Source organism: Dactylosporangium sp. CA-139066 (assembly GCF_050936175.1).
Taxonomy (GTDB): domain Bacteria; phylum Actinomycetota; class Actinomycetes; order Mycobacteriales; family Micromonosporaceae; genus Dactylosporangium.
This window is the reverse complement of sequence record NZ_JBNJNH010000001.1, coordinates 4,880,535-4,904,036: the sequence shown is the minus strand read 5'-3', so window position 1 is coordinate 4,904,036 and position 23,502 is coordinate 4,880,535. Positions and strand designations below refer to the sequence as shown.

27 protein-coding genes are annotated in these 23,502 nt (G+C 74.7%); 20 read left to right on the top strand and 7 right to left on the bottom strand.

Features of this window, described 5'->3' with window-relative positions; genetic code table 11:
- Window position 1: 1 nt before the first annotated feature.
- On the bottom strand, window positions 2-3,832 hold the full coding sequence (locus ACQEVU_RS22405) for a CHAT domain-containing protein (protein ID WP_433326525.1): 3,831 nt from the start codon (window positions 3,830-3,832) through the stop codon (window positions 2-4).
- A gap of 77 nt (window positions 3,833-3,909) precedes the next feature.
- Here ACQEVU_RS22405 and ACQEVU_RS22400 point away from each other — a divergent pair, with 77 nt between their 5' ends.
- Window positions 3,910-4,323 (top strand): hypothetical protein, encoded by a 414-nt coding sequence (locus tag ACQEVU_RS22400; RefSeq protein WP_433326523.1) that lies wholly within the window; start codon window positions 3,910-3,912, stop codon window positions 4,321-4,323.
- Entirely contained in the window at window positions 4,320-5,183 is an 864-nt protein-coding gene (locus ACQEVU_RS22395) for a hypothetical protein (protein WP_433326521.1), read from the top strand. Before ACQEVU_RS22400 ends, ACQEVU_RS22395 begins: the two co-directional genes overlap by 4 nt.
- Here the strand turns inward: ACQEVU_RS22395 and ACQEVU_RS22390 are convergent.
- Window positions 5,180-6,043, bottom strand: a complete 864-nt coding sequence (locus tag ACQEVU_RS22390; protein WP_433326519.1) for an alpha/beta fold hydrolase — start codon at window positions 6,041-6,043, stop codon at window positions 5,180-5,182. The two genes, ACQEVU_RS22395 and ACQEVU_RS22390, sit on opposite strands and share 4 nt — an antisense overlap.
- Window positions 6,044-6,159: 116 nt before the next feature.
- Here ACQEVU_RS22390 and ACQEVU_RS22385 point away from each other — a divergent pair, with 116 nt between their 5' ends.
- Entirely contained in the window at window positions 6,160-6,666 is a 507-nt protein-coding gene (locus ACQEVU_RS22385) for a DUF1269 domain-containing protein (RefSeq protein ID WP_433326517.1), read from the top strand.
- Window positions 6,667-6,745: 79 nt separating this feature from the next.
- Window positions 6,746-7,243, top strand: coding sequence for an inorganic diphosphatase (locus ACQEVU_RS22380; protein WP_433326515.1), 498 nt, complete (start codon window positions 6,746-6,748; stop codon window positions 7,241-7,243).
- A gap of 36 nt (window positions 7,244-7,279) precedes the next feature.
- Here ACQEVU_RS22380 and ACQEVU_RS22375 read toward each other — a convergent pair whose 3' ends face one another.
- Window positions 7,280-8,113: a hypothetical protein gene (locus ACQEVU_RS22375; protein WP_433326513.1), complete on the bottom strand. Its 834-nt coding sequence runs from the start codon at window positions 8,111-8,113 to the stop codon at window positions 7,280-7,282.
- Between the two features lie 38 nt (window positions 8,114-8,151).
- Here ACQEVU_RS22375 and ACQEVU_RS22370 point away from each other — a divergent pair, with 38 nt between their 5' ends.
- A complete protein-coding gene (locus ACQEVU_RS22370) occupies window positions 8,152-8,838 on the top strand; it encodes a VC0807 family protein (RefSeq protein WP_433326511.1) in 687 nt (228 codons plus the stop codon).
- A 60-nt stretch (window positions 8,839-8,898) separates the two neighbouring features.
- Here the strand turns inward: ACQEVU_RS22370 and ACQEVU_RS22365 are convergent, their stop codons facing one another.
- Window positions 8,899-9,972, bottom strand: coding sequence for a CapA family protein (locus ACQEVU_RS22365; RefSeq protein ID WP_433326509.1), 1,074 nt, complete (start codon window positions 9,970-9,972; stop codon window positions 8,899-8,901).
- Window positions 9,973-10,223: 251 nt separating this feature from the next.
- Here ACQEVU_RS22365 and ACQEVU_RS22360 point away from each other — a divergent pair, with 251 nt between their 5' ends.
- Together ACQEVU_RS22360 and ACQEVU_RS22355 are read left to right on the top strand one after the other, a co-directional pair.
- Window positions 10,224-10,616 carry a hypothetical protein gene (locus ACQEVU_RS22360; protein ID WP_433326507.1) on the top strand — a complete coding sequence of 131 codons (393 nt, stop codon included), beginning with the start codon at window positions 10,224-10,226 and terminating at the stop codon, window positions 10,614-10,616.
- A 162-nt stretch (window positions 10,617-10,778) separates the two neighbouring features.
- Window positions 10,779-11,330 (top strand): MFS transporter, encoded by a 552-nt coding sequence (locus tag ACQEVU_RS22355; protein ID WP_433326505.1) that lies wholly within the window; start codon window positions 10,779-10,781, stop codon window positions 11,328-11,330.
- On the opposite strand, the gene ACQEVU_RS22350 is transcribed toward ACQEVU_RS22355, so the two are convergent.
- From ACQEVU_RS22350 to ACQEVU_RS22340, 3 genes are all read right to left on the bottom strand, one after another.
- The gene (locus tag ACQEVU_RS22350) at window positions 11,227-12,750 is read right to left on the bottom strand and encodes a flavin-containing monooxygenase (protein WP_433326503.1); all 1,524 of its coding nucleotides are present in this window, start codon (window positions 12,748-12,750) and stop codon (window positions 11,227-11,229) included. The genes ACQEVU_RS22355 and ACQEVU_RS22350 overlap by 104 nt on opposite strands.
- A gap of 2 nt (window positions 12,751-12,752) precedes the next feature.
- Window positions 12,753-13,217, bottom strand: coding sequence for a cupin domain-containing protein (locus tag ACQEVU_RS22345; protein WP_433326501.1), 465 nt, complete (start codon window positions 13,215-13,217; stop codon window positions 12,753-12,755).
- A gap of 111 nt (window positions 13,218-13,328) precedes the next feature.
- Window positions 13,329-14,093, bottom strand: coding sequence for an IclR family transcriptional regulator (locus tag ACQEVU_RS22340; RefSeq protein ID WP_433326499.1), 765 nt, complete (start codon window positions 14,091-14,093; stop codon window positions 13,329-13,331).
- Window positions 14,094-14,111: 18 nt separating this feature from the next.
- Between ACQEVU_RS22340 and ACQEVU_RS22335 the strand changes: the two genes are divergently transcribed.
- The 13 genes from ACQEVU_RS22335 to gvpO all read left to right on the top strand — a co-directional run bounded on the left by ACQEVU_RS22335 (window position 14,112) and on the right by gvpO (window position 23,501).
- Window positions 14,112-14,921: an SDR family oxidoreductase gene (locus tag ACQEVU_RS22335; protein ID WP_433326497.1), complete on the top strand. Its 810-nt coding sequence runs from the start codon at window positions 14,112-14,114 to the stop codon at window positions 14,919-14,921.
- Entirely contained in the window at window positions 14,921-15,424 is a 504-nt protein-coding gene (locus tag ACQEVU_RS22330; protein WP_433326495.1) for a cupin domain-containing protein, read from the top strand. The genes ACQEVU_RS22335 and ACQEVU_RS22330 overlap by 1 nt, the downstream gene beginning before the upstream one ends.
- Window positions 15,421-16,296 (top strand): alpha/beta fold hydrolase, encoded by an 876-nt coding sequence (locus ACQEVU_RS22325; RefSeq protein WP_433326493.1) that lies wholly within the window; start codon window positions 15,421-15,423, stop codon window positions 16,294-16,296. Before ACQEVU_RS22330 ends, ACQEVU_RS22325 begins: the two co-directional genes overlap by 4 nt.
- Window positions 16,293-17,222 (top strand): 2,3-dihydroxyphenylpropionate 1,2-dioxygenase, encoded by a 930-nt coding sequence (locus ACQEVU_RS22320; protein WP_433326491.1) that lies wholly within the window; start codon window positions 16,293-16,295, stop codon window positions 17,220-17,222. Before ACQEVU_RS22325 ends, ACQEVU_RS22320 begins: the two co-directional genes overlap by 4 nt.
- A gap of 1 nt (window position 17,223) precedes the next feature.
- A complete protein-coding gene (locus ACQEVU_RS22315) occupies window positions 17,224-17,985 on the top strand; it encodes a 2-keto-4-pentenoate hydratase (protein WP_433326489.1) in 762 nt (253 codons plus the stop codon).
- A complete protein-coding gene (locus ACQEVU_RS22310) occupies window positions 17,982-18,893 on the top strand; it encodes an acetaldehyde dehydrogenase (acetylating) (protein ID WP_433326487.1) in 912 nt (303 codons plus the stop codon). Before ACQEVU_RS22315 ends, ACQEVU_RS22310 begins: the two co-directional genes overlap by 4 nt.
- Complete coding sequence (gene dmpG, locus ACQEVU_RS22305; protein ID WP_433326485.1) at window positions 18,890-19,888, top strand: 4-hydroxy-2-oxovalerate aldolase; 999 nt, start codon at window positions 18,890-18,892, stop codon at window positions 19,886-19,888. Before ACQEVU_RS22310 ends, dmpG begins: the two co-directional genes overlap by 4 nt.
- A gap of 166 nt (window positions 19,889-20,054) precedes the next feature.
- Window positions 20,055-20,639, top strand: coding sequence for a hypothetical protein (locus tag ACQEVU_RS22300; RefSeq protein WP_433326483.1), 585 nt, complete (start codon window positions 20,055-20,057; stop codon window positions 20,637-20,639).
- Between the two features lie 10 nt (window positions 20,640-20,649).
- Window positions 20,650-21,801, top strand: a complete 1,152-nt coding sequence (locus tag ACQEVU_RS22295; protein ID WP_433326481.1) for an SRPBCC family protein — start codon at window positions 20,650-20,652, stop codon at window positions 21,799-21,801.
- On the top strand, window positions 21,798-22,199 hold the full coding sequence (gene gvpJ, locus ACQEVU_RS22290) for a gas vesicle protein GvpJ (protein WP_433326479.1): 402 nt from the start codon (window positions 21,798-21,800) through the stop codon (window positions 22,197-22,199). Before ACQEVU_RS22295 ends, gvpJ begins: the two co-directional genes overlap by 4 nt.
- Before the next feature lies 1 nt (window position 22,200).
- Window positions 22,201-22,959 (top strand): GvpL/GvpF family gas vesicle protein, encoded by a 759-nt coding sequence (locus ACQEVU_RS22285; RefSeq protein ID WP_433326477.1) that lies wholly within the window; start codon window positions 22,201-22,203, stop codon window positions 22,957-22,959.
- Between the two features lie 2 nt (window positions 22,960-22,961).
- A complete protein-coding gene (locus tag ACQEVU_RS22280) occupies window positions 22,962-23,198 on the top strand; it encodes a gas vesicle protein GvpG (RefSeq protein ID WP_433326475.1) in 237 nt (78 codons plus the stop codon).
- Window positions 23,199-23,201: 3 nt separating this feature from the next.
- Complete coding sequence (gvpO, locus tag ACQEVU_RS22275; RefSeq protein WP_433326473.1) at window positions 23,202-23,501, top strand: gas vesicle protein GvpO; 300 nt, start codon at window positions 23,202-23,204, stop codon at window positions 23,499-23,501.
- Window position 23,502: the final 1 nt, after the last annotated feature.

Genomic DNA, 23,502 nt, shown 5'->3' with positions numbered 1-23,502 from the left:
GTCACCGTCCGACGTGGACGTGGCCGGCCCAGAAGCTCGGGTTCCCCGGCCGGTCGGCGGCGAGGCCGGCCGCGGCCCGCCGCAGCGCCTCGGCCGGCCCGAGGGCGTCGAGGCGGGCGTAGAAGGACGCGGCCGTCGGCAGCGCCGCGAGGCGGTCGTCGACGGCCCACAGGGTGCCGACGACGTTGGCGAACCCGGCGTGGCGGAACGCGGCGGCGAGGTGCACCGCCTCGTCGGCCAGGCCGCGGCCGCTGAGCATCGTCGCGCACGAGGACAGGTACGCCAGCCACGCCCCGGGCAACCGCAGCCGGGCCACGTCGTGCAGGGTGAACGGGTGCCGGGCGTGGTCGTGCAGCAGCAGCCGCGCGTTGCCCGGCCGCTCGGGGTCGGCGACGCTGTGGCAGGCGAAGTGCGCGATGTCGCAGCCGGCGAGCGCCTCGACGACGGCGGCGCGGGTGGCGTCCGGCCCGATGAGCTCCACCGGGTCGCGGCCCGCCCGCAGCAGCTCGGCCTCGGCCCCGGCGCCCGGCAGCGGCGCCGCGCCGGGCGTCTGCGGCATCGCGACCACGAGCGTGCGCGGCGCCGCCGGAGCGGCCGGGCCCGTGCCGCGCAGCGCCGCCAGCGTCGGGCTGAACGAGGAGCAGGCCCGGGTCAGGGCGTCGCCGGCGGCGTGGATGGGCAGCGCCGCGAGCGGCCCGGCCGGCACCCACCAGAGGCGGTGCGGCCCGCCGGCCGGGGCGATGCGGTCGAGCCGGTCGAGGACCGGCCCGGTCACCGCGGACCACAGCCAGTCGAGCACGGCCCCGATCTCCGCCTCGGCGCGCAGCTGCCCGGCGTGGCCGGTGCCGGGGTCCTGCAGGGCGAGCAGGGCGTCGCGCACGCGGTCGGCGGCGTCGGCCGCGGCGCCGGGCGGGGCGGCGGGCAGCGGCACCGGCTCGATGCCGCCGCCGGGCAGCAGCAGGACGGCGTACGACCCGTGGGCGCCGGCCGCGAGCAGCGCCACGGCGCCGGGCACGCCCGGATGCACGGCGTCGGCCGGCGCGCCCGGGTCGTCGGCCTCGCCCAGCCGGGCCAGCAGCGCCCGCCACTCGGCGCCGAGGAGTCGGCGGCGCTCCGCGAGGCGCCCGGCGGACTCGGGCGACAGGGGCTCGCGGGTGTACGGCTCGTCGAGCGCGTCGCGCAGGTCCGCGTACCGGCCGGCGAGGCCGGGCGCGCGGGCGGACAGCCGGGCCAGGTCCGCGTCGCCGCGCATCAGCCGGGCCCACAGCACGCCCCGGCCGGCCTCGAGCAGGCCGGCCGCGACCGCCGGCTCCCCCGCCCGCAGCGCCGCCACGCCGGCGTCGGAGGCGAGGTCGGCGGCGTGGCTGAGCCGGTACTCCTGGTCGGCCCGCAGCAGTGTCCGCGGCGCCAGCTGCGGCAGCAGGCCGACCGCGAGCCGGTAGGCGGCGACGGCACCGCCCCAGTCGCCACCGGCGGCCAGCGCGGCGCCCCACCGCCGGGCCGCGTTCACCCGGTCGACCGGCGCCGCGTCGGCCCGCTTCGCCACGGCGGCGAGGAAGCGCGCCGCCTCCCGCATCGTGCGCTCGTCGCCGTCGCGGCGCGCCCGCTCGTACAACACCTCGCCCAGCTCCGGGTGCAGCTCGGTCTTGTCGAGCCCGACGCGGCGGGCCTGCCGCAGCAGCCGTTCGGCCTCCCGCGAATGCTCGGGCGCGTCCGGATCCAGCAGCCAGAGCCGCTGCAGCAGCCGGGCCAGCTCGATCCGGCCGGCCCGGTCGAGGGGGCCGGCCCGGCGGATCGCCACGGCCTCCGCCAGCCGGGCGCGGTCGCCGGGCGTCCCGGTCGGGGTCGACAGGACGGTGGCCAGGGTCCAGCGGGCATGCTCGGCGTGCCGGTCGCTGCCCGCCTCGTCCACCGCCGTACGGGCCAGCCGCACCGCATCGGCGATCTCGTCCGCGGAGCCGGTGCGGCCGGCCCGCGCGGCCAGGTGCCGGGCCAGGGCGGCGCGGGCGACGGACGCGAACGAGTGACCGTCCGGCACCTCGGCCAGCACCGCGCGGGCCAGCGCGACAGCGTCGTCGAGGTCGCTGATCGCGCCGTGCTCGCGGTAGCGCAGCCCGATGGCGGTGCCGAGCGCGTACAGGCTCTCGTGCCGGCGCGTCCAGTGGCCGTCGGCCATGGCCTCCCACGCGTCGCGGGCCGCCTGCGCCGCCTCGTCGAGGTCGGCCACCGAGCCGCCGGCGTAGTACCGCGCCACGAGGGCGGCGCTGAGGTTGTTCAGCACGGTCGGGCGGTTCTCGTCGCCGTCGGGGATGCCCGCGCCCTCGCGCAGCAGGCCGATCCCGGCGTCGAGGTCGGCGCCGGGGACGCCGTCGGTCGCCGCGTACACGGTGGCGTGCCCCAGCCCGGCCCGGGCCAGGAACGCCACCGCGCTGCCGGCCGGCGCCAGCCGCACCGCCCGGGCCGCCAGGGCCATGGCCTCGTCGAGGTCGGGCCGCCGCCCGCCGTCCTCGTACCGGCCCACCAGGTAGCTGGCCAGATCGGCGTAGTGCCGGGCCAGCTCGCCGGGGTCGCGCACCGAGCGCAGCGCCAGGAACTCGCGCAGCCGGGCGATGACCGCGTCGAGGTCGGCCGGGTCGCCGTCGGCGTCGAGCCGGGCCAGCAGGGCGCGGAACAGCGCCAGCAGGCATCGGCCGCGCCGCGGGTCGTGGCGCGGGCACAGCCGGACCGCCTCGGTGGCCGCCCGCACCGCCTGGTCGAGCAGCTCGCGGTCGTGCCGCTCCCGGTAGCGGCGCAGGTGGTGCTCGGACAACTCGGCGAGGAGCTCGGCCCGCCCGCCGCGGTCGCGCGGGGGCCGGGCGGCGATGTCCTCCTCGATGTGCTGCGCGGTGGCCTCGCCGAGGTTGATGTTCGCCACCCGCAGCGGCTCGCCGCCGCCGCGGTCGAGGTCGATCATCCCGCCCCGCGGCACGACCGTGATCCGGTACGGCTCGTCGGCCCGGACGTTCCAGAAGTCGTCGAGCGCCGTGCCGCCGGAGCGCAGGTACACGGTGCCGGCGGCGTGGCCGATCGCGGCGGTCATGTAGCCGACCGACCCGAAGCGCGCCAGCGACACGACATGGTCGCGCATGAACGCGGCGAGCACGGGCGCATGGACCCCCAGCTCGCTCAGGTGGGTTTCGTCGCCGTCGTACGCGTACATCAGCATCAACGCCCAGCGCAGCGCCTCGCGCATCTCGTCCAGCCGGTCGTTGTCCGGGCGGGCGCTGGCCAGGCTCAGCCGGCGCACGGCCAGCAGGTGCGGTATCGGCCCCGGCTGGTTCGACGCGCCGACGAGGCGCTGCAACTCGTCGCCGTGCAGGGCGAGCAGGTCCGCGGCCAGCTCGCCCTCCGGCTGCGCATAGTCGATCGCGAGCCGGGTCAGCCCGACCGTCGTCAGCAGGAGCTGGACGTCCTGGGGGCCGTGGTCCTCCGCGAGGTGCTCCGACAGCTCGTACGCGGCGACCGCCAGCTGGACGGGGTGGCAGGGCGCGCCGGGCACCGCCGCCTCGACGTCGGGCTGGACGTCGGCGGCGAAGATGCGCCGGACGAGGTCGGGCTGCTCCCGCTGGGGCAGGTCGGCGTAGAGGCGCAGGGCCCGGTCCAGCCCCTCGACGTCGAGGTAGTCCTCCTCGCCGGACCACAGCAGCAGGAATATCGTGGCCGCCGCCAGCGCGGCCGCCGCATCGGTGCCCGCGAACCCCTCCAGCGCCGCCGCGAGCACGCGACCGTCCTCGTCGCTTCCCTCGTGACCGATCCACTCGCGCGCCGCTTCGAGCAACTGCTGCAGATTCATGGGATCATCGCAATCCGTCGAGGCACAGATCCAGGCTCATCGTACGAACGCCGGTCACTCCGGAAGGGAGACGCGCCATGGATGACGAGCCACCCGGCGTCGAGCAGCTCGTCGGCGCACTGTGCCTCCGGCTGGGCGAGCGCGGCGGCCCCCTCGCCGAGGACTCCGCATCCCGGGCGGCGGCCGAGGCGGTCGTCGCCGCGGTGCGCGACGGCGCCGCCGAGCCGGCCCTGCGGGAGCTGTTCGCGCGGCTCGAGGCGGCGCTGCACAAGGCCGGTCTGCCGCACGGCCTCGGCGCCGGCGGCTTCCGGGGCGAGGCCGGCGGCTACCAGCGGCTGCCCGGCGGCCCCGGGCATGCGATCCACCGGGTGCTGCGCTGCCCCGCCCCCAACCGGTGCGCCCGGACGGAGCGGGCGACCTGGGCCACCCGGGACGACCCGCCGGTGTGCGCGGTGCACGGCGCGGCGCTGGAGCCGGAGCGGCGGCGGTGACCGGGTTCCTGTCCGAGCTGGGCAAGAAGGCGGCCGAGCGGTGGCTGGCCCTCATCGTGGTGCCGGGCCTGCTGCTCGTCGCCGTGGTCTGGGCGAGCTGGACGCTGCGCCGCCACAATGTGTGGTTCGACCCGGCTCCGCTGCGCGCCGACGTGCGGCGCTGGTCGGGCGAGCGGGCGGAGGCGCTGGTGCTGGGCGCGGCCGGCGCGCTGCTCGCCGCGGCCGGGGCCGCGCAGCTCGCCCGGGGCCTGTCCGGCGCGGTCGAGCGGCTGTGGTTCGCCGCCGGGCTGGGCGGGCTGGGCCGCCGCCTGACGCGGCGGCGCGCCGAGCGCTGGCAGGAGCGGGACCGCGCCTACGAGCGGGCGCTGCTCGCCGAGCCCGGCGGGGCCGACCTCGACGCGCTGCTCGCCGCCCGCGACCGGATCTGCCCGGTCCGGCCGGCCCGCCCGACGTGGATGGCCGACCGGGCGCGGGCCGCCGGGGAGCGGGTGTATCTCGCGTACGACCTCGATCTGACCTCGCTGTGGCCCCGCCTGTGGCTCATCGTGCCCGAGGCGGCCCGCAACGAGCTGGCGGCCGCGCGCACCGCCGTGACCGCGAACGCGCGGCTGTTCGCGTGGGGCGTGCTGTACCTGGTGCCGGCGCTGTGGTGGTGGCCGGCCGCCCTCGTCGCGGTGGTGACCGGCGCCGTGGCCTGGCGGCGGGCCCGCGCCGCCACCGACGTGCTCGCCGACCTCGCCGAGTCGGCGGTCGACCTCTACGGCCCGGCACTGGCCGCCCAGCTCGGCGTCGCCGCGCCGGACGGCCTCACCCCGGCGGTCGGCCTCGCGGTCACCGAGCGCCTGCGCAAGGACGGCTAGCCCAGCACCTCGCGCAGGCGCGCGGCGAACTCGGCCGGCCGGCCGGCGTAGCCGTGCTCGCCGCCCAGGAAGCCGCCGTGGTGGCTCGGGAACACCGTCGCCTTCTGGCCGATCGCGGCGGCCATCCCCTCGGCGGTGCGGGCCGTGTACGTCCCGGCGGACTCCTCGCCGACCGCGATCACGATCCGGGTCGGCACCGACGCGAGGCGCTCGGCGTCGGGCCGGTAGTCGGTGATCGCCCACGAGTGCTTCGACAGCAGCGGGTCGTCGCGGCCGCCGTCGTCCTCGGCCGGCATCCCGAACGCCGCCGGGTCGGGCAGGGGCATGGCGAAGAACGCTTCCGTGTACTCCCCCTGCCACGACGTCATCGCAATGAACGCGGCCATCCCGGCGCCGGCGCCGCCGCGCTCGTAGGCGTCGTTGAACCGGGCCCGGGCGCGGTCGGCGGCGTCGGCATCGGCCAGTACGGCATTGATGGGCGGCTCGTGCGCCACCAGCGTGACCACGTCCTCCGGGTGGGTGGCCACCAGCTCGAGGCCGGTCACCGCGCCGCCGCTGCTGCCGAACACCTCGACGGGCCCGGCGCCCAGGTGCTCGATCAGCCGGTGCAGGTCGGCGGCCTGCTGCTGCGGCGTGTTGTCCCGCCGCCCGTCGGTGCGCACGCTGCGCCCGAGCCCGCGCGGGTCGTAGGTGACCACGGTGCGATCGTCGAAGTGGCTCGCGAGCGCGGCGAAGCCGTCGGCGGTCATCGGCTGGCCGATCATGAGCAGCACGGGCCGCCCGCCGGCGGGCGGCAGCGGCCCCCGCACGTCGTACACCAGGTCAGCGCCCGGCAGGGCCAGGGTGAACGTCTCGGTCATATCGGCGACCCTACCCGCCGAAGGTGAGTCGGACGGGTTGTTCCGCCGCGACGCTGGCAGGGTGCGGTATCGAACCGGCGGTATCGCACTTCCAGATCTGATAGAGGGAAGGTGCCATGACTGATCTCGTTGCCATCGGCTACCGCGACCTGTCCACCGCCAACGCGGCCCGCGACAAGATCATGGACCTGCAGCGGCAGGGCCTCATCACGGTACGCGACACCGCCGTCGTGGAGTGCCAGCCGGACGGCAAGGTCAAGCTGCATCAGTCCAGCAGCGCCGCGGCGATGGGCGCGGCCGGCGGGGCCCTGTGGGGCGGCCTGATCGGCCTGCTGTTCCTGGCCCCGTTCATCGGCATGGCGGTCGGCGCGGGCGCGGGCGCCCTGGCCGGCAAGGCCACGGACATGGGCGTGGACGACAGCTTCATGAAGGACCTGGGACGCTCGCTGGAGCCCGGGACCGCGGCGCTCTTCCTCCTCGTCGACCAGGTCACGGTCGACAAGGTGATGGCGGAGATGGCCCCGTACAACTTCGGCGGCCGCCTGCTGCACAGCTCCCTGAGCATGGAGGCCGAGCAGCGCCTCCGCGACGCCATCGACGCCGCCCACCTGACGCGAGTCTGAGCCGTAGGCCGGCGCCCGGTCACGGGTGCCGGCCGTCCGCGCTGTCTGCCTCGCCACCGATTGCGACCGGAGGCGGCCCGTGGACATCGACATGATCGTGGAGACTCCGGCCGGCTCGCAGAACAAGTACGAGATGGACCTTCGGTACGGCCGGATCCGGCTGGATCGAACGCTGTTCACCGCCACCGCCTACCCGGCCGACTACGGCTACGTCCCCAACACCCTGGCCGAGGACGGCGACCCGATCGACGCGATGGTCCTGTTGGACGAGCCCACGTTCCCCGGCTGCACGGTCCGGGTGCGGCCGATCGGGGTGTTCTGGATGTCCGACGAGCAGGGACCGGACGTCAAGCTGCTGTGCGTGCCGGCCGCCGATCCCCGCTGGCAGGCCGTCAACGGCCTCGCGGACCTGCCGGCACACATGCTCGACGAGATCGGCCACTTTTTCGACGTCTACAAGGAACTCGAACCCGGCAAGCACACGGACGTACAGGGCTGGCGAGACCGCCCGGCCGCCGAAGCCGCCCTGACCGCGGCGTGCACGCGGCACCATGCGGCGACCCACGCGGCCGGCTGACACCGCCGGTGCCGCCATGGCGGGCCGATACCCGGGTCAGGGGCCGGCCACGCCCGCGCCGGCGTCGAGCACGCGGGTGACGTAGGCGGTGGCCGGCCCGCCGAAGACCCGCAGGACGTCGCTGATCGCGTGCCACAGGGCCGGCGCGGGCCAGCCGGGCGGGAACAGCGCCGCGGGGAGCCGGGGGCTGCGCAGGGTGTCGACCAGGGTGGTCTTCAGCAGATCCACGTAGCGGCGCAGGGTGTCCGGGCCCGGCTCGGGCGGCTCGGCCAGGTCGCGCAGGGCCGCGCGCAGCGCCTGTTCATGCGCGGCGAACGTACCGGCCAGTGTGTCGAGGTCCCACGCGAGGTGCGCCGCCCGCGCCGCCTCCGCCTCGTCCATGCCAAGGCTCGTCACGAACAGTCGCGCCTCCGGCGGCGGGTCGGCGAGGGGGGTGAGCAGGGCGGTCCGGTCCTCCAGCGCGATGAGGACGCCCTGCTGGAGCTGCCCGTAGCCAGCGTGGACGGCGGAGCGGCGCAAGGCGTCGCGGAACGCCCGCCGCGACTCGGGCACCTGGTAGAGCAGCGCGTGGTAGGCGCCGGGCCACTCCAGCTGCGGCGCGCGGTCGGCCCCGCGGATGCGATCGAACCGGTTGCCGTACTCACCGGCGAGCCGGTAGCCGACCATCCGCCCCCGGCGCACGCTGTCGAGCTTGCCCTCCTGCCGCATCCGCAGCAGCAGCGCCCGGGCGGCGGCCTCGGTGAGCCCGAGGTCGCCGAGCAGCCGGACCAGCCCGACGCCGGGCAGTTCGGGCCGATGCGCGACGCCGAACAGGAACGGCACCAGTGAGGCCGACCGCCCGCTTCGATCTGATGCTACGCTTTCGCTCACGCTCGTGAGCTTACCTGACTAGTTCGAGGAGGGCGGCCGTGGGCCGGTTCGGAAGTGTGCTGCTCAACTGGGGTCCCACCGTCGTGTGCAACGTCGTGCTGCCGCTGATCACGTATTCGGTGCTGACCGGCCGCGGGACCGGCGAGGTCCCTGCGCTGGCACTCAGTGCGGTGTGGCCGGCCGTCGAGGTGGGGGTCCTGTTCGCGATCCGCCGCCGGGTCGACGAGATCGGCGCACTGACGCTCGTCATCATCGCGGTCGGCGTCGGCTCGTCGCTGCTGCTGCACGACGGCCGCCTGGTCCTGCTCAAAGACTCGGCGTTCACCGGCCTGTTCGGCCTCGGCCTGCTGGGCTCGCTGCTGGCGCCGCGGCCGCTGATGTTCTACTTCGGCCGCAAGTTCGCCACCGACGGCTCCGCCGAGCGCCTCGCCTGGTGGAACGGGCTGTGGCAGTTCGCGGGCTTCCGCCGCACGCAGCGGATCATGACCGTCGTGTGGGGCGTGACGTTCCTCGCCGAGGCGGTCGTGCGCATCGCGCTCACCGAAACGCTCTCCACCGACGCGATGGTCGCCGTCAACGCCGTCCTGCCCTATGCGGTGACCGCGGCCCTCGTCACCTGGACGATCCTCTACGGCCGCCGCGCCCGCGAACGCGCCGCCGCGGCGAACCCGGCCGCGAACCCGCCGGCGGGCCCGGGGGCCGTGGCGGAGGCGGTCACCGGCTGACGCCTACGCGGCGGGCCGGGCCGCTCAACGGCCGGCACCCCGTGCGAGGGCGTGCGGCGATCACGGCGTATCCCCGGAACGTGCCACCGGCGCGAGGCCGGTGCAGGCGCGCAGGTCGGTGAAGCGCTTGGCCGCGCTCGCCGCCGCCGTGCCGGTCAGGGGCGCCGGCCGGCCCGTCGACGAGACCACCGCCGGGATCAGGTCGGCGGAGGTCACCGACCGGCCGTGGACCCGGACCTTCAGGACGCCGGTGGCGCCCGAGCCGACGTACCACACGAAGTTGCCGAGGCCGTACGCGACGTACGTGCGGCCCAGCATGCCGTCGCCCTGCAGGACGTGGGCGTGGGCGCCGATGATCAGGTCCGCGCCGGCGTCGGCCAGCGCGGCCGCGAAGCGCTTCTGGTCGTCGTTGGGGCAGGAGACCGTTTCGGTACCCCAGTGGTTGAACACGACCACGAGGTCCGCCCGCTCGCGGGCCGACCGCACGGCGGCGACGGCGCGCGGGACGTCCCACGCCATGGCGATGCCCGGCGTCGACGGGCCGGCCTTCCAGGACTCGGCGAGGGTGTGAATCTGGCTGAAGCCGAGGATCGCCACGCGGACGCCGCGCACCGGCAGGATCAGCGGCGCGTACGCCTCGTCGATGTTGCGCCCGCCGCCGAAGACCGGCATCCCGGCCGCCGCCGCGCCGTCGAGGGTGTCGGCGAACCCGACGCGGCCGTAGTCGAGGGCGTGGTTGTTCGCGACCGACACGGCGTCGACGCCGGCCGCCTTCGCCGCCGCGTACGCCGACACCGGGGCCCGGAAGTGGTACTCCTTCGGCTCCGGCGTGCCGCGCGTGGTGATCGCGGTCTCGAAGTTGACCACGGCGAGGTCGGCGCCGGACAGGACGCTCGCGATCGGGCCGAACGCCGTCGCCGGATCCTTCAGCAGATCCGCCGTACGCCCGGTGAAATGCACGTCCCCGCCGAAGGCCAGGGTCAGGTCCGCGGGCGTCGGCGAGGGCGCGGGCGGGGCCGAGGCCGGCGGGGACGCGGACGGCGACGCCGGGGCCGGCTGCGCGGCCGGCGGGCCGGCGTCGCATCCGGCCAGGAGTACGACCAGTGCCGCCGAAACCGCCCGCCCAGCCTTCACGGCGACAGCGTACGGCCCCCGCTGTCCGGCATGTCGCCATCAGTCTGGGCGAGGGCAAGGTCATCGGCACGTCCGTGTCGGGCCGCGTGGGCGTGGCGGGCCACCTCGACCACGGCATGTACCGCGGCTGGCCGGTCGCCTACCTCCCGGCCGCCTGCTAACCGCTGGCACGTTTCCGGGATTCGAGCGGATCTTCCGGCCCCTAATGTTCTCCTCAACAGCGACACGGACTGCTTGAGGGAGACATAGACATGAGCGACGTCGACTACGGCCACTTCGAGTCCGGCCAGGAGCACGACGGCCTCGACCAGCTGCACCAGGCCCAGGGCTCCGAGGCCGACTACAACAACCAGTTCGGCGTCTACGAGGCCGACCACCACGCCGACACCTCGACCGACTTCTCCCAGGGCCACCACACCGAGTTCGACCAGGGCCCGGCCGTGCACTACGAGTCCGACGACTACACCAACTACAGCCACGACGCCAACGTCGACGACCACGTCTTCGCCGCCGAAGGCTCCGAAAACGCCCACCAGGCCGAGTTCGGCGAGCTCGACGCGCTGCAGCAGCGCTTCGACGCCGCCTTCGCCCAGGGCACCGAATTCCACGGCGACAACGCCGGCCTCGGCATCGCCGCCAACTAACGCCCCACCGACCACACCAACGGCCGGCACCCCTCGCACGGGTGCCGGCCGTTGCGTCGCCCCCATGGGGCCAGCTTCCGGTTCCAGGAAATTGGTCCCTGGACACGGCATGCCCGTCGCCGCCGAGCCGGTGCTGCCGCGGCTGGTGGCCGGCCGGCGCTCGTGTTCGGCGCGGCCGCCACGCTCGCCGGGATCGTGGCCACGTTCCTGCCCGCGGCGCTGCCGCACGCCACCGCGGGGCTGGTCGCCGCCGCGCTGCTCGTGCAGTCCGTGGCGGCCACCGTGACCCGCTGGTGCGCCGGGAAGGCCGGCGACCGGATCGGGCCGCGGCGGCTGCTCGGGCCGGCGCTGCTCGTGACCGCCGCCGGCCTCGCCGCGCTGCCGTTCGCCGGCCGTCCGGCCGCCGCGCTGGACGCGGCCGCCGTCTTCGGCGCCGGATTCGGGGCGCTGCAGGCCGCGAGCCTCACCGTGATGCTGGATTCGGTACCGCAGAGCCGCTACGGCACGGTCACCGCGCTCTGGAGCGTGGCGTACGACGCCGGGCTCGGCATCGGCGCGGCGGGCTTCGGCCTGCTGGCCTCGGCGACCGGGTACCGGACCGGCCTGCTCGTCACCGCGGTCCTCGCGGCGGCGACGGTGATCTCGCTACGCCGCCGGCCAGGATCGGCGAGCCGCCCCGGGCCGGCCCGAGGCGAGCGAGAACCCGCGGCGTGACGCGCCGGTACGCGGCCGGGTCGACCGGGTTGAGCCAGTGCGAGGCGCGCACCGCGGCGCTGATGTTGACGCCCAGGTCGCCCAGCACCTCGTCGAGGTTGTGCAGCGAGAACGGGATGATCTTCCCGCCGCGGCAGTGGTGGGTGTTCGTCGCCTCGTCCATGAACGCGAGCTGCGCCTCGACCTCGCGCCGCATGGCGGGCGGCGCCGGCCGGTCGAGCGCCCCGGCGAGGTCCGCGGCGATCCACAGTGCCGCCATCTCCGCGTTGAGGGGGCTGAAGAACGAGGAGTTGTACCCGTTGAAGTACAGGTCGTCGACGCCGACCGGGCAGATCTGGCGGTACAGCATGAAGTTGCCCCGCTCGTCCAGCAGCCGGCCGGTGACGTCGGCGTCGAGGAAGGGCACGCCCTGCGTGAAGCCGGTCGCGCAGACGATCAGGTCGGCGGGCAGGACGGTGCCGTCGTCGAGCTCGGCGGCGGGGCCGGGGAGCAGGCGGGCGATGGTGCGCTCCTTGCGCACGACGATCCGGCCGGCGGCGACGCCCTCGAAGAAGCCCTCCGTGGCCAGGCCGATCGCCCCGCGCACGATGTCCTCCATCCGGCCCGGCGGGACGAGGCCGAGCTGCTTGAGGCGGTACTGCCGCACCGACACGCCGCCGATAGAGTTGATCATGCGGCCGCGCAGGCCGTTGCCGGGGCCGTGCAGGAAGCGCTCGACGCCGCGCAGATGGCGGTAGCGGAACAGCGCCTCGCCCATCCGGGTCAGCAGCAGCATCTTGAAGTTGAGCCGGCCGCCGATGCGGCGCGGCACCTTCCACAGCAGGTGCCGGGCGATGACGTCGGTACTCGCGGCGACCTCGCTGAGCGGGACGGCGACGTCGCAGGCGGACTTGCCGTAGCCGACGACGAGGACCCGTTTGCCGCGGGCCGTCTCGGCGTCGTGCAGCTCGGTGCCGGCCAGCACGCGGCCGCCGGCGGCGGTGAACTCGGCCCGGCCGGGGTAGGCGGGCACGGCCGGCTCGCAGAACACGCCGTTGGCCACGACGAGCTTGTCGACGTGCTCGACGCCGTCGGCGGTGGCCACGCTCCAGCCGCCGCCCGCCGCCGGGGTGGCCGCGGTGACCTCCGTCGACAGCCGCAGCACCGCCTCGAGGCCGAAGTGGCTCGCGTACCCGGCGAGGTACTCCTGCACCTGCTCCCCCGTCGGCCACTGCGGGTAGGCGCGCGGCATCGGGTAGTCCGACAGGGAGTACTGCGCCTTGGGGCTCTGCGTCGTCAGGCCCGGGTACCGGCGGGTGCGGCTCCACACGCCGCCGACGTCGGGGGCCTTGTCCCAGACGATGACCTCGTGGCCGGCCTGCCGCAGGACCTTCGCGGTGCTCAGCCCGGCGACGCCGGCACCGATGATCCCGACGCGCATGCTCAGCTCACCTGGGGCGGCAGCTGCAGCCGGATGCCGAAGTCGGCCATGATCGTCTTGATCTTCGTGATGTCCTTCGGCCCGGGCGGGAGCTCGGCGAGGGCCTGGTAGTAGCCCTCGAGCCCGACCGGGGAGACGACGGAGATGACGCGGGCCTCCTCGTCGTAGGTGTTGCGGAACGTGTGCACGACGTCGCGCGGCAGGTACAGGTAGTCGCCCATGCCGATCGTGAAGTCCTCGCCGCCGAGCTGCACGTCGAGTTTGCCCGCGAGGCAGACGAACGACTCGTCCTCGCGGGTGTGGATGTGCGCCGGCGGGCCGTCGGTGCGCGGCGGGATGGCGTACTCGAACAGCGAGTACGCGTCGTGGGTCGACTTGCCGTTGGTCTTCATCGTGATGCCGAGGCCGATCGCCGCGATCTGGGTTCCCTCGCGGGAGGGCAGCATGTACCCGCCGCCGAGCGTCATCGTCGTCTCCCTTGCGACCGCACACCGCGCCGGTCGCGGATGTGTCAGGGCTCACAGCCTGCGGGCCGCGCGCGCACAGCCGCAATCGGGAGTCCCGCTGGCCGGGACGCTTTAACGGCGGAGGCTGTACGCCCGGGAGGCCGCGGCGGCCGCCATGCGCACCGCGGGCCCGATGCGGTCGGCGCGCACCAGCTGGCTGGGGCCGGTCACCGACAGGGCGGCCGCGACCTCGCCCAGCGGCCCGAAGATGGGGGCGGCGACGCAGCTGACGCCGATGTTGCCCTCCTCCCGGTCGACGGCCCAGCCGCGCTCCGGCACCGCGGTCAGCTCGCGCATGATGGCGACCGGGCTGGTGAGCGTGCGGGGCGTGCGCGCGGGCAGGTCGCCGGCGAGCGCGGCATCGATGACGTCGGCCTCGCAGTACGCCAGGATCGCCCGCCCGAGCGCCGAGCAGTACGCGGGAATCGTCCCGCCGACCTGCGCCAGGATCGGCATCGCCCGGTGCCCGGTGATCTTCTCCACGACGAGGATCTGGGCGCCGTCCAGCACCCCGAGCTGCACGGTGATCTTCGTGGCGTGGTGCAGGTCCTGCAGGAACGGCAGCACGGCCTCGCGCAGCTGCAGCCGGATCGGGGCGAGGCTGGCGATCTCGAACAGCCGGTTGCCGATCCGGTACCGCCCGGCCGGCTTGTCCAGCCAGCCGAGCCTGATCATCTTGTCGGCGGTGCGGTGGGTGGTCGAGCGGGGCAGTCCGCACCGGGCGACCAGCGCGGCCAGGGTCAGCTCCCGGTGCGCGGCGTCGAACGCGCCGAGGATGGCGGCGGCCCGGTCCAGCCCACCCTCGGCGGCCCCCTCGTCCCGCTGAGCGGGACTCATCGTTGGCTCCGGCGGTCCATGTCGGCCAGGCTAAGGCCCACGCGGCAATCGCACGAGACCCGGGAGGCCGCCATCACCGCACGCAACGCTCTCATCGGCGGCGGCAGCGCCGGCATCGGCTTCGCGATCGCCGCCCGCCTCGCGCCCACCCATCGCACGGTCATCGCCGGGCGCACCGCCGGCTCGCTGGAGCAGGCGGCGGCCCGGCTGCTGGAGCAGACCGGGACTGCGGTCGAGACCCTCGCCGCCGACCTTTCGGCCCCGCATGACGACGCCCTCGCGGCGGCCGCCGAGTGCGACGTCCTGGTGCTCAACGCCGGCGGTCCCCCGCCCGGCCGCATCCTCGATGTCGGCGACGACGCGTGGCGGCACGGCCTCGGGCTGTTGCTGCTCGGACCGCTCGCCCTGTGCCGGAATGCGTTGCCGGCCATGGCGAGGCGCGGGTTCGGCCGGGTGGTGTTCGTGACCTCGACCGCGGTGCGCCAGCCGCAGCCCGACCTCGCCGTCTCGGTCGTGGTGCGCTCCGCCGTCACCGCGGCCGCGAAGCTGCTCTCCCGCGAGTACGCGGCCGACGGCGTGACGGTGAACTGTGTGGCCCCCGGCCCCACCGACACCGCGCGCCGCCGGGAGATCCTCGAGGCGCGCTCGGCGCGGGCCGGGCGGCCGATCGGCGACGTGCTCGGCGAGGACCTGGCCGCGGTGCCGGCCGGCCGCGCCGCGGATCCGGACGAGATCGCGGCGGCGGTGGAGTTCCTCGTCTCCCCCGCCGCCGGCTATGTCAACGGGACCGTGCTCACGGTCGACGGCGGGCGGACGGAGATGGTGTGATGGCAACCTCCGGCGAAGGCTTCCGCATGGCCGACTTCCTCGGCGCGCTCACCGGCTCGGTCCGCCCGAGCGCCGCCCGGCCGCTCGTCGTGCACGCCGGCGAGCTCGAGACCCTGCCGGCCGGGCAGATCCACAACCCGACCACGCTGTCGATCGCCGGGAAGCTGCCGACCGCGACGTTCGAGCTGTTCCGGCAGACGATCCCGCCGGGCGAGAGCTCCGACATGCAGCGGCACTACCACGAGACGGTCCACTTCGTCATCGCCGGGCGCGGCCACAGCGACATCGAGGACGAGACCGAGGCGTGGGCGTCCGGCGACTTCATCTACACGCCGCCGTGGACCTGGCACCGGCACTACAACGACTCGGCCGGCGAGCCGGTCGAGTTCCTCACCATCGAGAACTCCCGCCTGCTCGCCGCGCTCGGCATCGCGCGGCGGCAGAGCGCCGGGCTGTGCACCGTCGACGAGGCCCGGGCCCGATTCCCGCAGGAGCGAGCATGAGCGACCTTCCCGAGCACATCAGCATCTGGGGCGAGCTGGCCGACGTCGACCACGAGCTGCGCCACGTCAACGTCGCCGGGGTGCGCACCCGGGTCCTGCGGGCCGGCGCCGGCCCCGACCTCGTGCTGCTGCACGGCACCGGCGGCCACCTCGAGGCGTACGCGCGCGACATCGCCGGCCTGGCCGAGGACTTCACCGTCACCGCGTACGACATGGTCGGGCACGGCTGGTCCGGCCTGCCCGACCGGCCGTACACCGTCGACGTGCTCAGCGAGCACCTGCTCGGCCTGCTCGACGCGCTCGGCATCGGCTCGGCGCACCTGTCCGGGGAGTCGCTCGGCGGCTGGGTCGCGGCGTGGACGGCGGCGCACCACCCGCACCGCCTCGACCGGCTCGTGCTCAACACGCCCGGCAACATCGCCAACAAGCCCGAGGTGATGGCCGGGCTCTCGGCCAGCACCCGCGCGGCGGTGCGGGATCCCAGCGACGCCACCGTCCGCCGGCGGGTCGAGTTCCTGTTCCACCACACGGAGATGGTCACCGACGAGCTGGTGCTGCTGCGGCGCGCCGTGTACAGCCGGCCCGGGTTCGTCACCGCCATCGAGAACACGCTGGTGCTGCAGGACCCGGCCGTGCGCAAGGACTTCGCGTGGGACCCCGGCTGGGTCGGCAAGATCGTGACGCCGACGCTGCTGCTGTGGACCGACCACGACCCGACCGGCGGGCTCGACGAGGCCCGGCTGCTGCTCGACTGGCTGCCCGACGCGCGCCTGCACGTCATCTCCGACGCCGGGCACTGGCCGCAGTGGGAGAAGCCGCGGGAGTACCTCGCCGTGCACCGCGAGTTCCTGCTGGGCCGGGCCGAGCGATGAGCGAGATCGTCGGCCTGGTCGGCATGTCCCACTCGCCGTTCGCGACCCTGCTCCCCCGCGGCGGCCCGGACGCGCCCGGCGGCCGGTTCCTCGCCGACGCCGGCCGGGTCGCCGCCGCCGTCGCCCGCCTCGCCCCGGACGCGCTCGTGGTGGTCGGCCCGGACCACTTCCACGCCAACTTCTACGACGCCATGCCGCCGTTCGTGCTCGGCGTCGAGCAGGTGGCCGCGTTCGGCGACTTCGACAGCCGCCGCGGCGCGCTGCCGGTGGCCGCGCAGCTGGCCTGGTCGATCCGCGACGGGCTGGCCGATGCCTTCGACGTGTCGCTGTCGTACGCCCTGGCCGTCGACCACGGCATCGTGCAGAGCTACGAGATGGTCCGCGGCCGCGCCGAGCTGCCGCTGGTGCCGTTCGTGGTGAACACCGCCGCGCCGCCGCTGCCCGGCATGGCCCGCTGCGTGGAGCTGGGCCGGGCGATGGGCGCGGCGATCCGCCGCTCCCCGTTCCCCGGCCGGGTGCTGGTGGTGGCCAGCGGCGGCCTGTCGCACTGGCTGCCGTCCAACGACCCGCGCGACCCGATGCCGGCCGAGCGGCGGGCGTCGCTCATCCACGGCCGGCGCGACGTGCACGCGTTCTCGGCCGCCCGCGAGCCGCGGGTGCGGGCCATGGCCGGCAACCCCGACGCGCCGGTGAACGCGGCCTGGGACGCCTGGTTCCTCAAGCAGCTCGCGGCCGGCGACCCCGAGCCGGTGGTCGGCCTCGGCGACGACGGGCTGAGCGAGCGGGCCGGCAGCGGCGGCCACGAGATCCGCACCTGGCTCATCGGCCTGGCCGCGGTGGGGCGGCCGCTGGTGTGGACGAGCTACGAGCCGGTGCCCGAGTGGATCACCGGCATGGGCATCGGTACGACGTTCGAGGTGGCCTGAGATGGCCCTGGCCGAACTGCTGCGGGCGCGGGAGACGGGCCGGCCGTGCCCGCCGGTCCGGGGGCTGCTGCCCGACGGCGACGTCGCCGCCGCGTACGCGGTGCAGGCCGCCTGGGTCGAGCACGAGGTGGCCGCCGGCGCGTCCGTCGTCGGGCGCAAGGTCGGGCTGACCAACGCCGCCGTGCAGGCCCAGCTCGGCGTGGACCGGCCCGACTTCGGCACCCTGCTGTCCTGGATGGACTGTCCACATGGGACGCCGATCGACGCGTCGCGGCTGCTGCAGCCGCGCATCGAGGCCGAGGTGGCGTTCGTGCTCGGCGCCGACCTCGACGCCGGGCGCATCGGGCCGCCCGAGGTCCGCGCGGCGACCGCGGCGCTGGCGCCCGCACTGGAGATCGTCGACAGCCGCATCGCCGGCTGGGACATCGGGATCGTCGACACCGTCGCCGACAATGCCTCGTCCGGGCTGTTCGTGCTCGGCGACGCGCGGGTGCCGCTCGGCGGGCTCGACCTGCGGTACCACACCATGGAAATGCGGCGCGGGGACGTCGTGGTGTCGGCGGGCTCCGGCGCGGCCTGCCTCGGCGACCCGGTGCTCGCGGTGGCCTGGCTGGCGAACACGGCCCGGGACCTCGGCCGCCCGCTGTGCGCGGGCGAGATCGTGCTGTCGGGGGCGCTCGGCCCGATGGTGCCCGTCGTGGCCGGCGACCGGTTCGCGGCCGACATCGACGGGCTCGGCCCGGTGACGGCGGCGTTCCGGTGAGCGCGGGTGCGGCGATCATCGGCTCCGGCAACATCGGCACCGACCTGATGATCAAGCTGCTGCGCGGCGGGCGCGGGCTGCGGGCGCTCGCGATGGCCGGCATCGACCCCGGCTCCGACGGGCTGGCGCGGGCGGCCCGGCTCGGGCTGGCGACCACGGCGGGCGGCGTCGACGGGCTCGTCAGGCTGCCCTGCTTCGAGGACGTCCGGGTCGTGTTCGACGCGACCTCGGCGGCCGCGCACCGGGCCAACGCCGAGGCGCTCGCGCCGTTCGGGGTGCGGGTCGTCGACCTGACCCCGGCGGCCCTGGGCCCGTTCGTGGTGCCGGCCGTGAACCTCGACGCGCACCTCGACGCCCCCGAGGTCAACCTGGTCACCTGCGGCGGGCAGGCGACGATCCCGATCGTGGCCGCGGTCGCGTCCGTCGTCCCGGTCCCCTACGCCGAGATCGTCGCCTCGATCGCCTCGCGCTCGGCCGGGCCCGGCACCCGCGCCAACATCGACGAGTTCACCGAGACGACGGCCCGCGCCATCGAGGGCGTCGGCGGCGCCGGGCGCGGCAAGGCCATCATCGTGCTCAACCCGGCCGAGCCGCCGCTCATCATGCGCGACACCGTCTTCTGCCTCGTCAACCTGGAGCGGCCCGACGACGGGCGCGCCATCGTGCGGGCCGTCGGCAAGATGGTGGCCGACGTGGCCGCATACGTGCCCGGCTACCGGCTCAAGCAGCCCGTCCAGGTCACGCCGGTCGGCGACGGCACGGCGACCCTGGCCACCGGCGTCACCCACCAGGTGAGCGTGCTGCTGGAGGTCGAGGGCGCCGGGCACTATCTGCCCGCCTACGCGGGCAACCTCGACATCATGACGTCGGCCGCGGTGCGGGCCGGCGAGCGGCTGGCGGCGCGATGAGGCTGTATCTGCAGGACGTGACGCTCCGCGACGGCATGCACGCCACCCGGCACCGTCTTGAGCCGGCCCGGGCGGCGGCGATCGCGGCCGCCCTCGACGCCGCCGGCGTGGACGCGATCGAGGTCGCCCACGGCGACGGCCTGGCCGGCGGCAGCGTCACCTACGGCCCCGGCAGCCACACCGACGCCGACTGGATCGCCGCGGTCGCCGGCGCCGTCACCCGGGCCCGGCTCACCACGCTGCTGCTGCCCGGCATCGGCACCGTCGGCGACCTGCACCGCGCCCACGCCCTCGGCGTCCGCTCGGTGCGGGTCGCCACCCACTGCACCGAGGCCGACGTGGCCGCCCAGCACATCGCCACCGCCCGCGAGCTCGGCCTGGACGTGTCCGGGTTCCTCATGATGAGCCACATGGCCGAGCCCGCGGCCCTCGCGGGCCAGGCCCGGCTCATGGAGTCCTACGGCGCCCGCTGCGTCTACGTCACCGACTCCGGCGGCCACCTCACCCCGCGCGGCGTCCGCGACCGGGTCCGGGCCTACCGCGACGCCCTCGACCCCGGCACAGAGATCGGCATACATGCGCACGACAACCTCTCGCTCGCCGTCGCCAACTCCCTCGCCGCCGTCGAGGAGGGCGCGGTGCGCGTCGACGCGTCGCTCGCCGCCCACGGCGCCGGGGCCGGCAACTGCCCGCTCGAGGTCTTCGCCGCCGCGGCGCGCCTGGACGGCTGGGCGCACGACGCCGACCTGCACGCGCTGCAGGACGCGGCCGAGGACCTCGTCCGGCCGCTGCAGGACCGGCCGGTGCGGGTCGACCGGGAGACGCTGACGCTCGGGTACGCCGGGGTGTACTCGAGCTTCCTGCGCCACGCCGAGACCATCGGCGCCCGATACGGCGTCGCGGTGCGGGAGCTGCTGCTCGAGGCCGGCCGGCGACGGCTCGTGGGTGGGCAGGAGGACCTGCTGCTCGACATCGCGCTCGACCTCGCGGTGTGACGGCGACGCAGCGGCGCTGAACCCGGCTTTTTGAGACGGCGTAAGGCCTGGTGGCGCCTCGCCGCCGGTCGGCCGGGTCGCGCCCGCCGATCGCTTCCCCACTGGTTTCGCCCCAGGGGGTGGGGGTACCGGACGGTTTGCCCCCCACTGCCGAAGGGAGAGGCCAATGCATTGCAAAACCCAGGTGGCTCTGGCCGCCGGAATCGGCTATCTGCTCGGGCGCCAGCGCAAGCTGCGGTGGGGCCTGCTGCTGGGGGCCGCCATCGCGGCCGGGCGCTTCGGCCGGCCCGGATCCCTTGTGGAGCACGGGTTGCGGGCGCTCAAGTCGACGCCGGAGCTCGGCAAGCTGGGCGAGATGGGCGCGCCGCTCGTCAACGCCACGAAGGAGGCCGCCAAGGCGGCCGTCACCGGCCGGATCGCCTCGGTGAGCGACCGGCTGCGCGATCGCACCTCGTCGCTGCTCCAGCAGGAGAAGGAGAGGAAGGCCGAAGAGGAGCCGGCCGAAGAGGAAGAGGCGCCTCGCCAGCGGGACGAGGGCCGGGCACCGCGACGGCGGCCGCGCCGTCGGCCACCCGCCGAGGAGGCCGAGGAAGAGGAGCGGTACGAGCGCGAGGAGGAGCCCGAGGACGAGGAGGACTACGAGGAGGAGGAAGGAGACCAGGAAGAAGAGGAAGAGGAAGAGGAAGAGGAAGAGCCGGTGAGCGCTCGCGTACGGTCCGCAGTCCGGGCCCCGGTACGGCGGCGCAGATAGGGCGGCGGCCATGGCTGAGAAGACAGGCGACAAGAGCCTCGGCGCGCAACTCGCCGGGATGGTCGCACGGGACGCGCGAGAACTGGCGGCGGTGGCCGGGCGGCGGGCGCTGAGCCGGGTCGGCGAGAGGCTCGGGTCCGTCACTGAGCGCCTGACCGACTACGCCGGCGGCAAGAGCAGCCCGGGATTGGCCGCGGCGGCGTCGGGGGCGGGACAGATCGCCGAGGGCAAGTCGCCGTTCCGCGCCGCGCTGTCCGGCGGATGGACCGGGCTCAAGGAGAAGGTGAAGGGATTCTTCGGCAAGGGCGGCGGCCGGGGCAAGAAGCTCAAGGTCACCAACATCGAGGAGTCGCTCGACGTGGGCGTGCCCCTGCGGGTCGCCTACAACCAGTGGACGCAGTTCGCGGACTTCCCGAGCTTCATGAAGAAGGTCGAGACCGTTGAGGCGGAGTCCGACGAGAAGCTCAACTGGAAGGCCCAGATCTTCTGGTCGCACCGCAAGTGGGAATCCTCGATCATCCAGCAGATCCCGGACTACTGCATCGTCTGGAAGTCCAAGGGCGCCAAGGGCCACGTCGACGGCACCGTCACGTTCCACGAGCTGCGGCCGAACCTGACGCGCATCATGCTGGCGTTGGAGTACCACCCCCAGGGCATGTTCGAACGCACCGGAAACCTGTGGCGGGCCCAGGGCCGGCGCACGCGGCTGGAGTTCAAGCACTTCCGGCGGCACGTGATGACGCAGACGATCCTCGACCCGGACTCGGTAGAGGGCTGGCGCGGCGAGATCCGCGACGGCGAGGTGGTCAAGGACCACCAGACCGCGATGCAGGAAGAGGAGCAGGCCAAGGAAGAGGAAGAGCGCAAGGGCCAGGAAGAGGAAGAGCCCCAGGGCAAGGAAGAGGAACAGCCCGAGGAAGAGGAACAGCCCGAGGAAGAGGAAGAGGAACAGCCCGAGGAGGAAGAGGAAGAGGAACAACCTGAGGAAGGCCGCGAGCCCAGGCAGCGGCGCCGGCCTAAGCAAGAGGAACCGCCCGAGGAAGAGGAACAACCTGAGGAAGGCCGGCGGCCCAGGCCGCAGCGGCAGACCAGGCGAGCACGGCCGGCCAACCAGCAGCGGCGGTCCCAGGAAGAGCAGCAGCCCGAGGAGGCAGAACGATGACCACGGCCATGCAGCCACGCGGCGGCGGCGTCGTCGACAGGCCGAATTCGGCCTCGCTCGCCGAGGTGGTCGGCATGATCCTCGACAAGGGGCTCGTCATCGACGCCTACGTGCGGGTCTCGCTCGTCGGCATCGAGCTGCTGACCATCGACGCACGCATCGTCGTGGCGAGCGTCGACACCTACCTGCGCTTCGCCGAGGCGGTGAACCGGCTGGACATCTCGCAGGAGAAGGCCGGGCTGCCCGAGCTCGTGGGCGACATCACCCAGGGCGGCGCCAAGCACAAGGTGAAGGGCGGCGTGAAGGGCGCGCTCGAGGCCGCCGGCGACAAGGTCCGGGACGTGCTCGAGCCGCAGGAGCGGCCGCGTCAGCGGCGCAGTCAGCGGGAGGGGGACTGACATGCCCACCGCGACCGGTGTCTACATCTACGGCATCGTCCCGGCCGACGTGGAGACCGACCCAGAGGCGCACGGCATCGGCGAGGAATCGGCGCGGGTCGACGTCGTGCGGCACGGCCGCATCGCGGCGCTCGTCACCGACGTGTCCCTCGACCGTCCACTCGGGACACCCGACGACCTCCTCGGCCACGAGGGGCTGCTGGACGCCGTTGCCGCCGTCGTGCCGGTGCTGCCGATGCGCTTCGGCGCGGTCCTGACGAGCCGCGAGGCGACGGTCGACGAGCTGCTCGCGCCGCACCACGACGAGTTCGAGGCGGCGCTGCGCGAGCTCGAGGGCCTGGCGCAGTACCTTGTCAGCGCCCGTTACGTGCGCGACACCGTCCTGCGCGAGGTGCTCACCGAGGACCCGGACCTGCGGCGGCGCCGGGACGCGATCCGGGACCGGCCCGAGGAGGAGACCCACGCCGAGCGCATCGCGCTGGGCGAGCGCATCGGCGGTGCGATCGACACGCGCCGCGACGCGGATGCGGCGAAGCTCGCCGACGCCCTGGAGCCGGTCTGCACCGACCTGGTCAGGCGGGCGCCGACCGGCGAGTTCGACGTCGCCGCCATCGCCGTGCTGGCCGAGACGGCCCGGGAACGGGAGCTGGTGCGCACGGTGGAGCGGCTGGCCCACGACTGGGACGGGCGCATCGAGGTCCGGCTGCTCGGCCCGGTCGCGCCTTACGACTTCACCGCCGAGCCCCAGCCGGAGGGGTGAACGTGGGACTCGTCAGCGCGATCCTGACGTTGCCGCTCGCCCCGGCCCGCATGGTCATCTGGGTCGGCGAGGTGATCCGCGACCAGGTCGAGCACGAGCTGTACGACCCAACGGTGATCCGGCGCAAGCTCGTCGAGGTCGACGAGGCCAAGGCCGCCGGCCGGATCGAACCGGAGGAGGCCGACCGGCAGCAGCGCGAGCTCATCGGCAGGCTCCTCCAGACCAGGCAGGGGGGCTGATGCATGGCCCAGAGCGATGAACGCTACGACGACGAGTACGAGGTGGACGCGGGCACGGTCGTACGGGCGGTCCTGCACGACGTCGCCGAACTGACCGGGAAGCCCCCGTCGGGCGTCACCGCGCTGGAGCGTGACGCCAAGGACGGCTGGCTGGTCGAGGTCGAGGTGGTCGAGGACCGGCGCATCCCGTCCTCCAGCGACATCCTGGCCACGTACCGGGCGGAGGTCAGCCCCGACGGGGACCTGACCTCGCTGCGGCGCACAAAGCGCTACCCGCGCGGCAAGGGCGACGAGGGGGCGTGAA

What these genes read in the sequence shown, in the direction of transcription:
- ACQEVU_RS22385 (WP_433326517.1), top strand. Translation starts at nt 6,160, where the DNA reads ATGACTGATCTCGTTGCCATCGGCTACCGCGACCTGTCCACCGCCAAC.
- ACQEVU_RS22350 (WP_433326503.1), bottom strand. Translation starts at nt 12,750, where the DNA reads ATGCGCGTCGGGATCATCGGTGCCGGCGTCGCCGGGCTGAGCACCGCG.
- ACQEVU_RS22345 (WP_433326501.1), bottom strand. Translation starts at nt 13,217, where the DNA reads ATGACGCTCGGCGGCGGGTACATGCTGCCCTCCCGCGAGGGAACCCAG.
- ACQEVU_RS22400 (WP_433326523.1), top strand. Translation starts at nt 3,910, where the DNA reads ATGGATGACGAGCCACCCGGCGTCGAGCAGCTCGTCGGCGCACTGTGC.
- ACQEVU_RS22285 (WP_433326477.1), top strand. Translation starts at nt 22,201, where the DNA reads ATGCCCACCGCGACCGGTGTCTACATCTACGGCATCGTCCCGGCCGAC.
- ACQEVU_RS22320 (WP_433326491.1), top strand. Translation starts at nt 16,293, where the DNA reads ATGAGCGAGATCGTCGGCCTGGTCGGCATGTCCCACTCGCCGTTCGCG.
- ACQEVU_RS22405 (WP_433326525.1), bottom strand. Translation starts at nt 3,832, where the DNA reads ATGAATCTGCAGCAGTTGCTCGAAGCGGCGCGCGAGTGGATCGGTCAC.
- ACQEVU_RS22300 (WP_433326483.1), top strand. Translation starts at nt 20,055, where the DNA reads ATGCATTGCAAAACCCAGGTGGCTCTGGCCGCCGGAATCGGCTATCTG.
- ACQEVU_RS22360 (WP_433326507.1), top strand. Translation starts at nt 10,224, where the DNA reads ATGAGCGACGTCGACTACGGCCACTTCGAGTCCGGCCAGGAGCACGAC.
- ACQEVU_RS22315 (WP_433326489.1), top strand. Translation starts at nt 17,224, where the DNA reads ATGGCCCTGGCCGAACTGCTGCGGGCGCGGGAGACGGGCCGGCCGTGC.
- ACQEVU_RS22340 (WP_433326499.1), bottom strand. Translation starts at nt 14,093, where the DNA reads ATGAGTCCCGCTCAGCGGGACGAGGGGGCCGCCGAGGGTGGGCTGGAC.
- ACQEVU_RS22330 (WP_433326495.1), top strand. Translation starts at nt 14,921, where the DNA reads ATGGCAACCTCCGGCGAAGGCTTCCGCATGGCCGACTTCCTCGGCGCG.
- ACQEVU_RS22325 (WP_433326493.1), top strand. Translation starts at nt 15,421, where the DNA reads ATGAGCGACCTTCCCGAGCACATCAGCATCTGGGGCGAGCTGGCCGAC.
- ACQEVU_RS22335 (WP_433326497.1), top strand. Translation starts at nt 14,112, where the DNA reads ATGTCGGCCAGGCTAAGGCCCACGCGGCAATCGCACGAGACCCGGGAG.
- gvpO (WP_433326473.1), top strand. Translation starts at nt 23,202, where the DNA reads ATGGCCCAGAGCGATGAACGCTACGACGACGAGTACGAGGTGGACGCG.
- ACQEVU_RS22295 (WP_433326481.1), top strand. Translation starts at nt 20,650, where the DNA reads ATGGCTGAGAAGACAGGCGACAAGAGCCTCGGCGCGCAACTCGCCGGG.
- gvpJ (WP_433326479.1), top strand. Translation starts at nt 21,798, where the DNA reads ATGACCACGGCCATGCAGCCACGCGGCGGCGGCGTCGTCGACAGGCCG.
- ACQEVU_RS22390 (WP_433326519.1), bottom strand. Translation starts at nt 6,043, where the DNA reads ATGACCGAGACGTTCACCCTGGCCCTGCCGGGCGCTGACCTGGTGTAC.
- dmpG (WP_433326485.1), top strand. Translation starts at nt 18,890, where the DNA reads ATGAGGCTGTATCTGCAGGACGTGACGCTCCGCGACGGCATGCACGCC.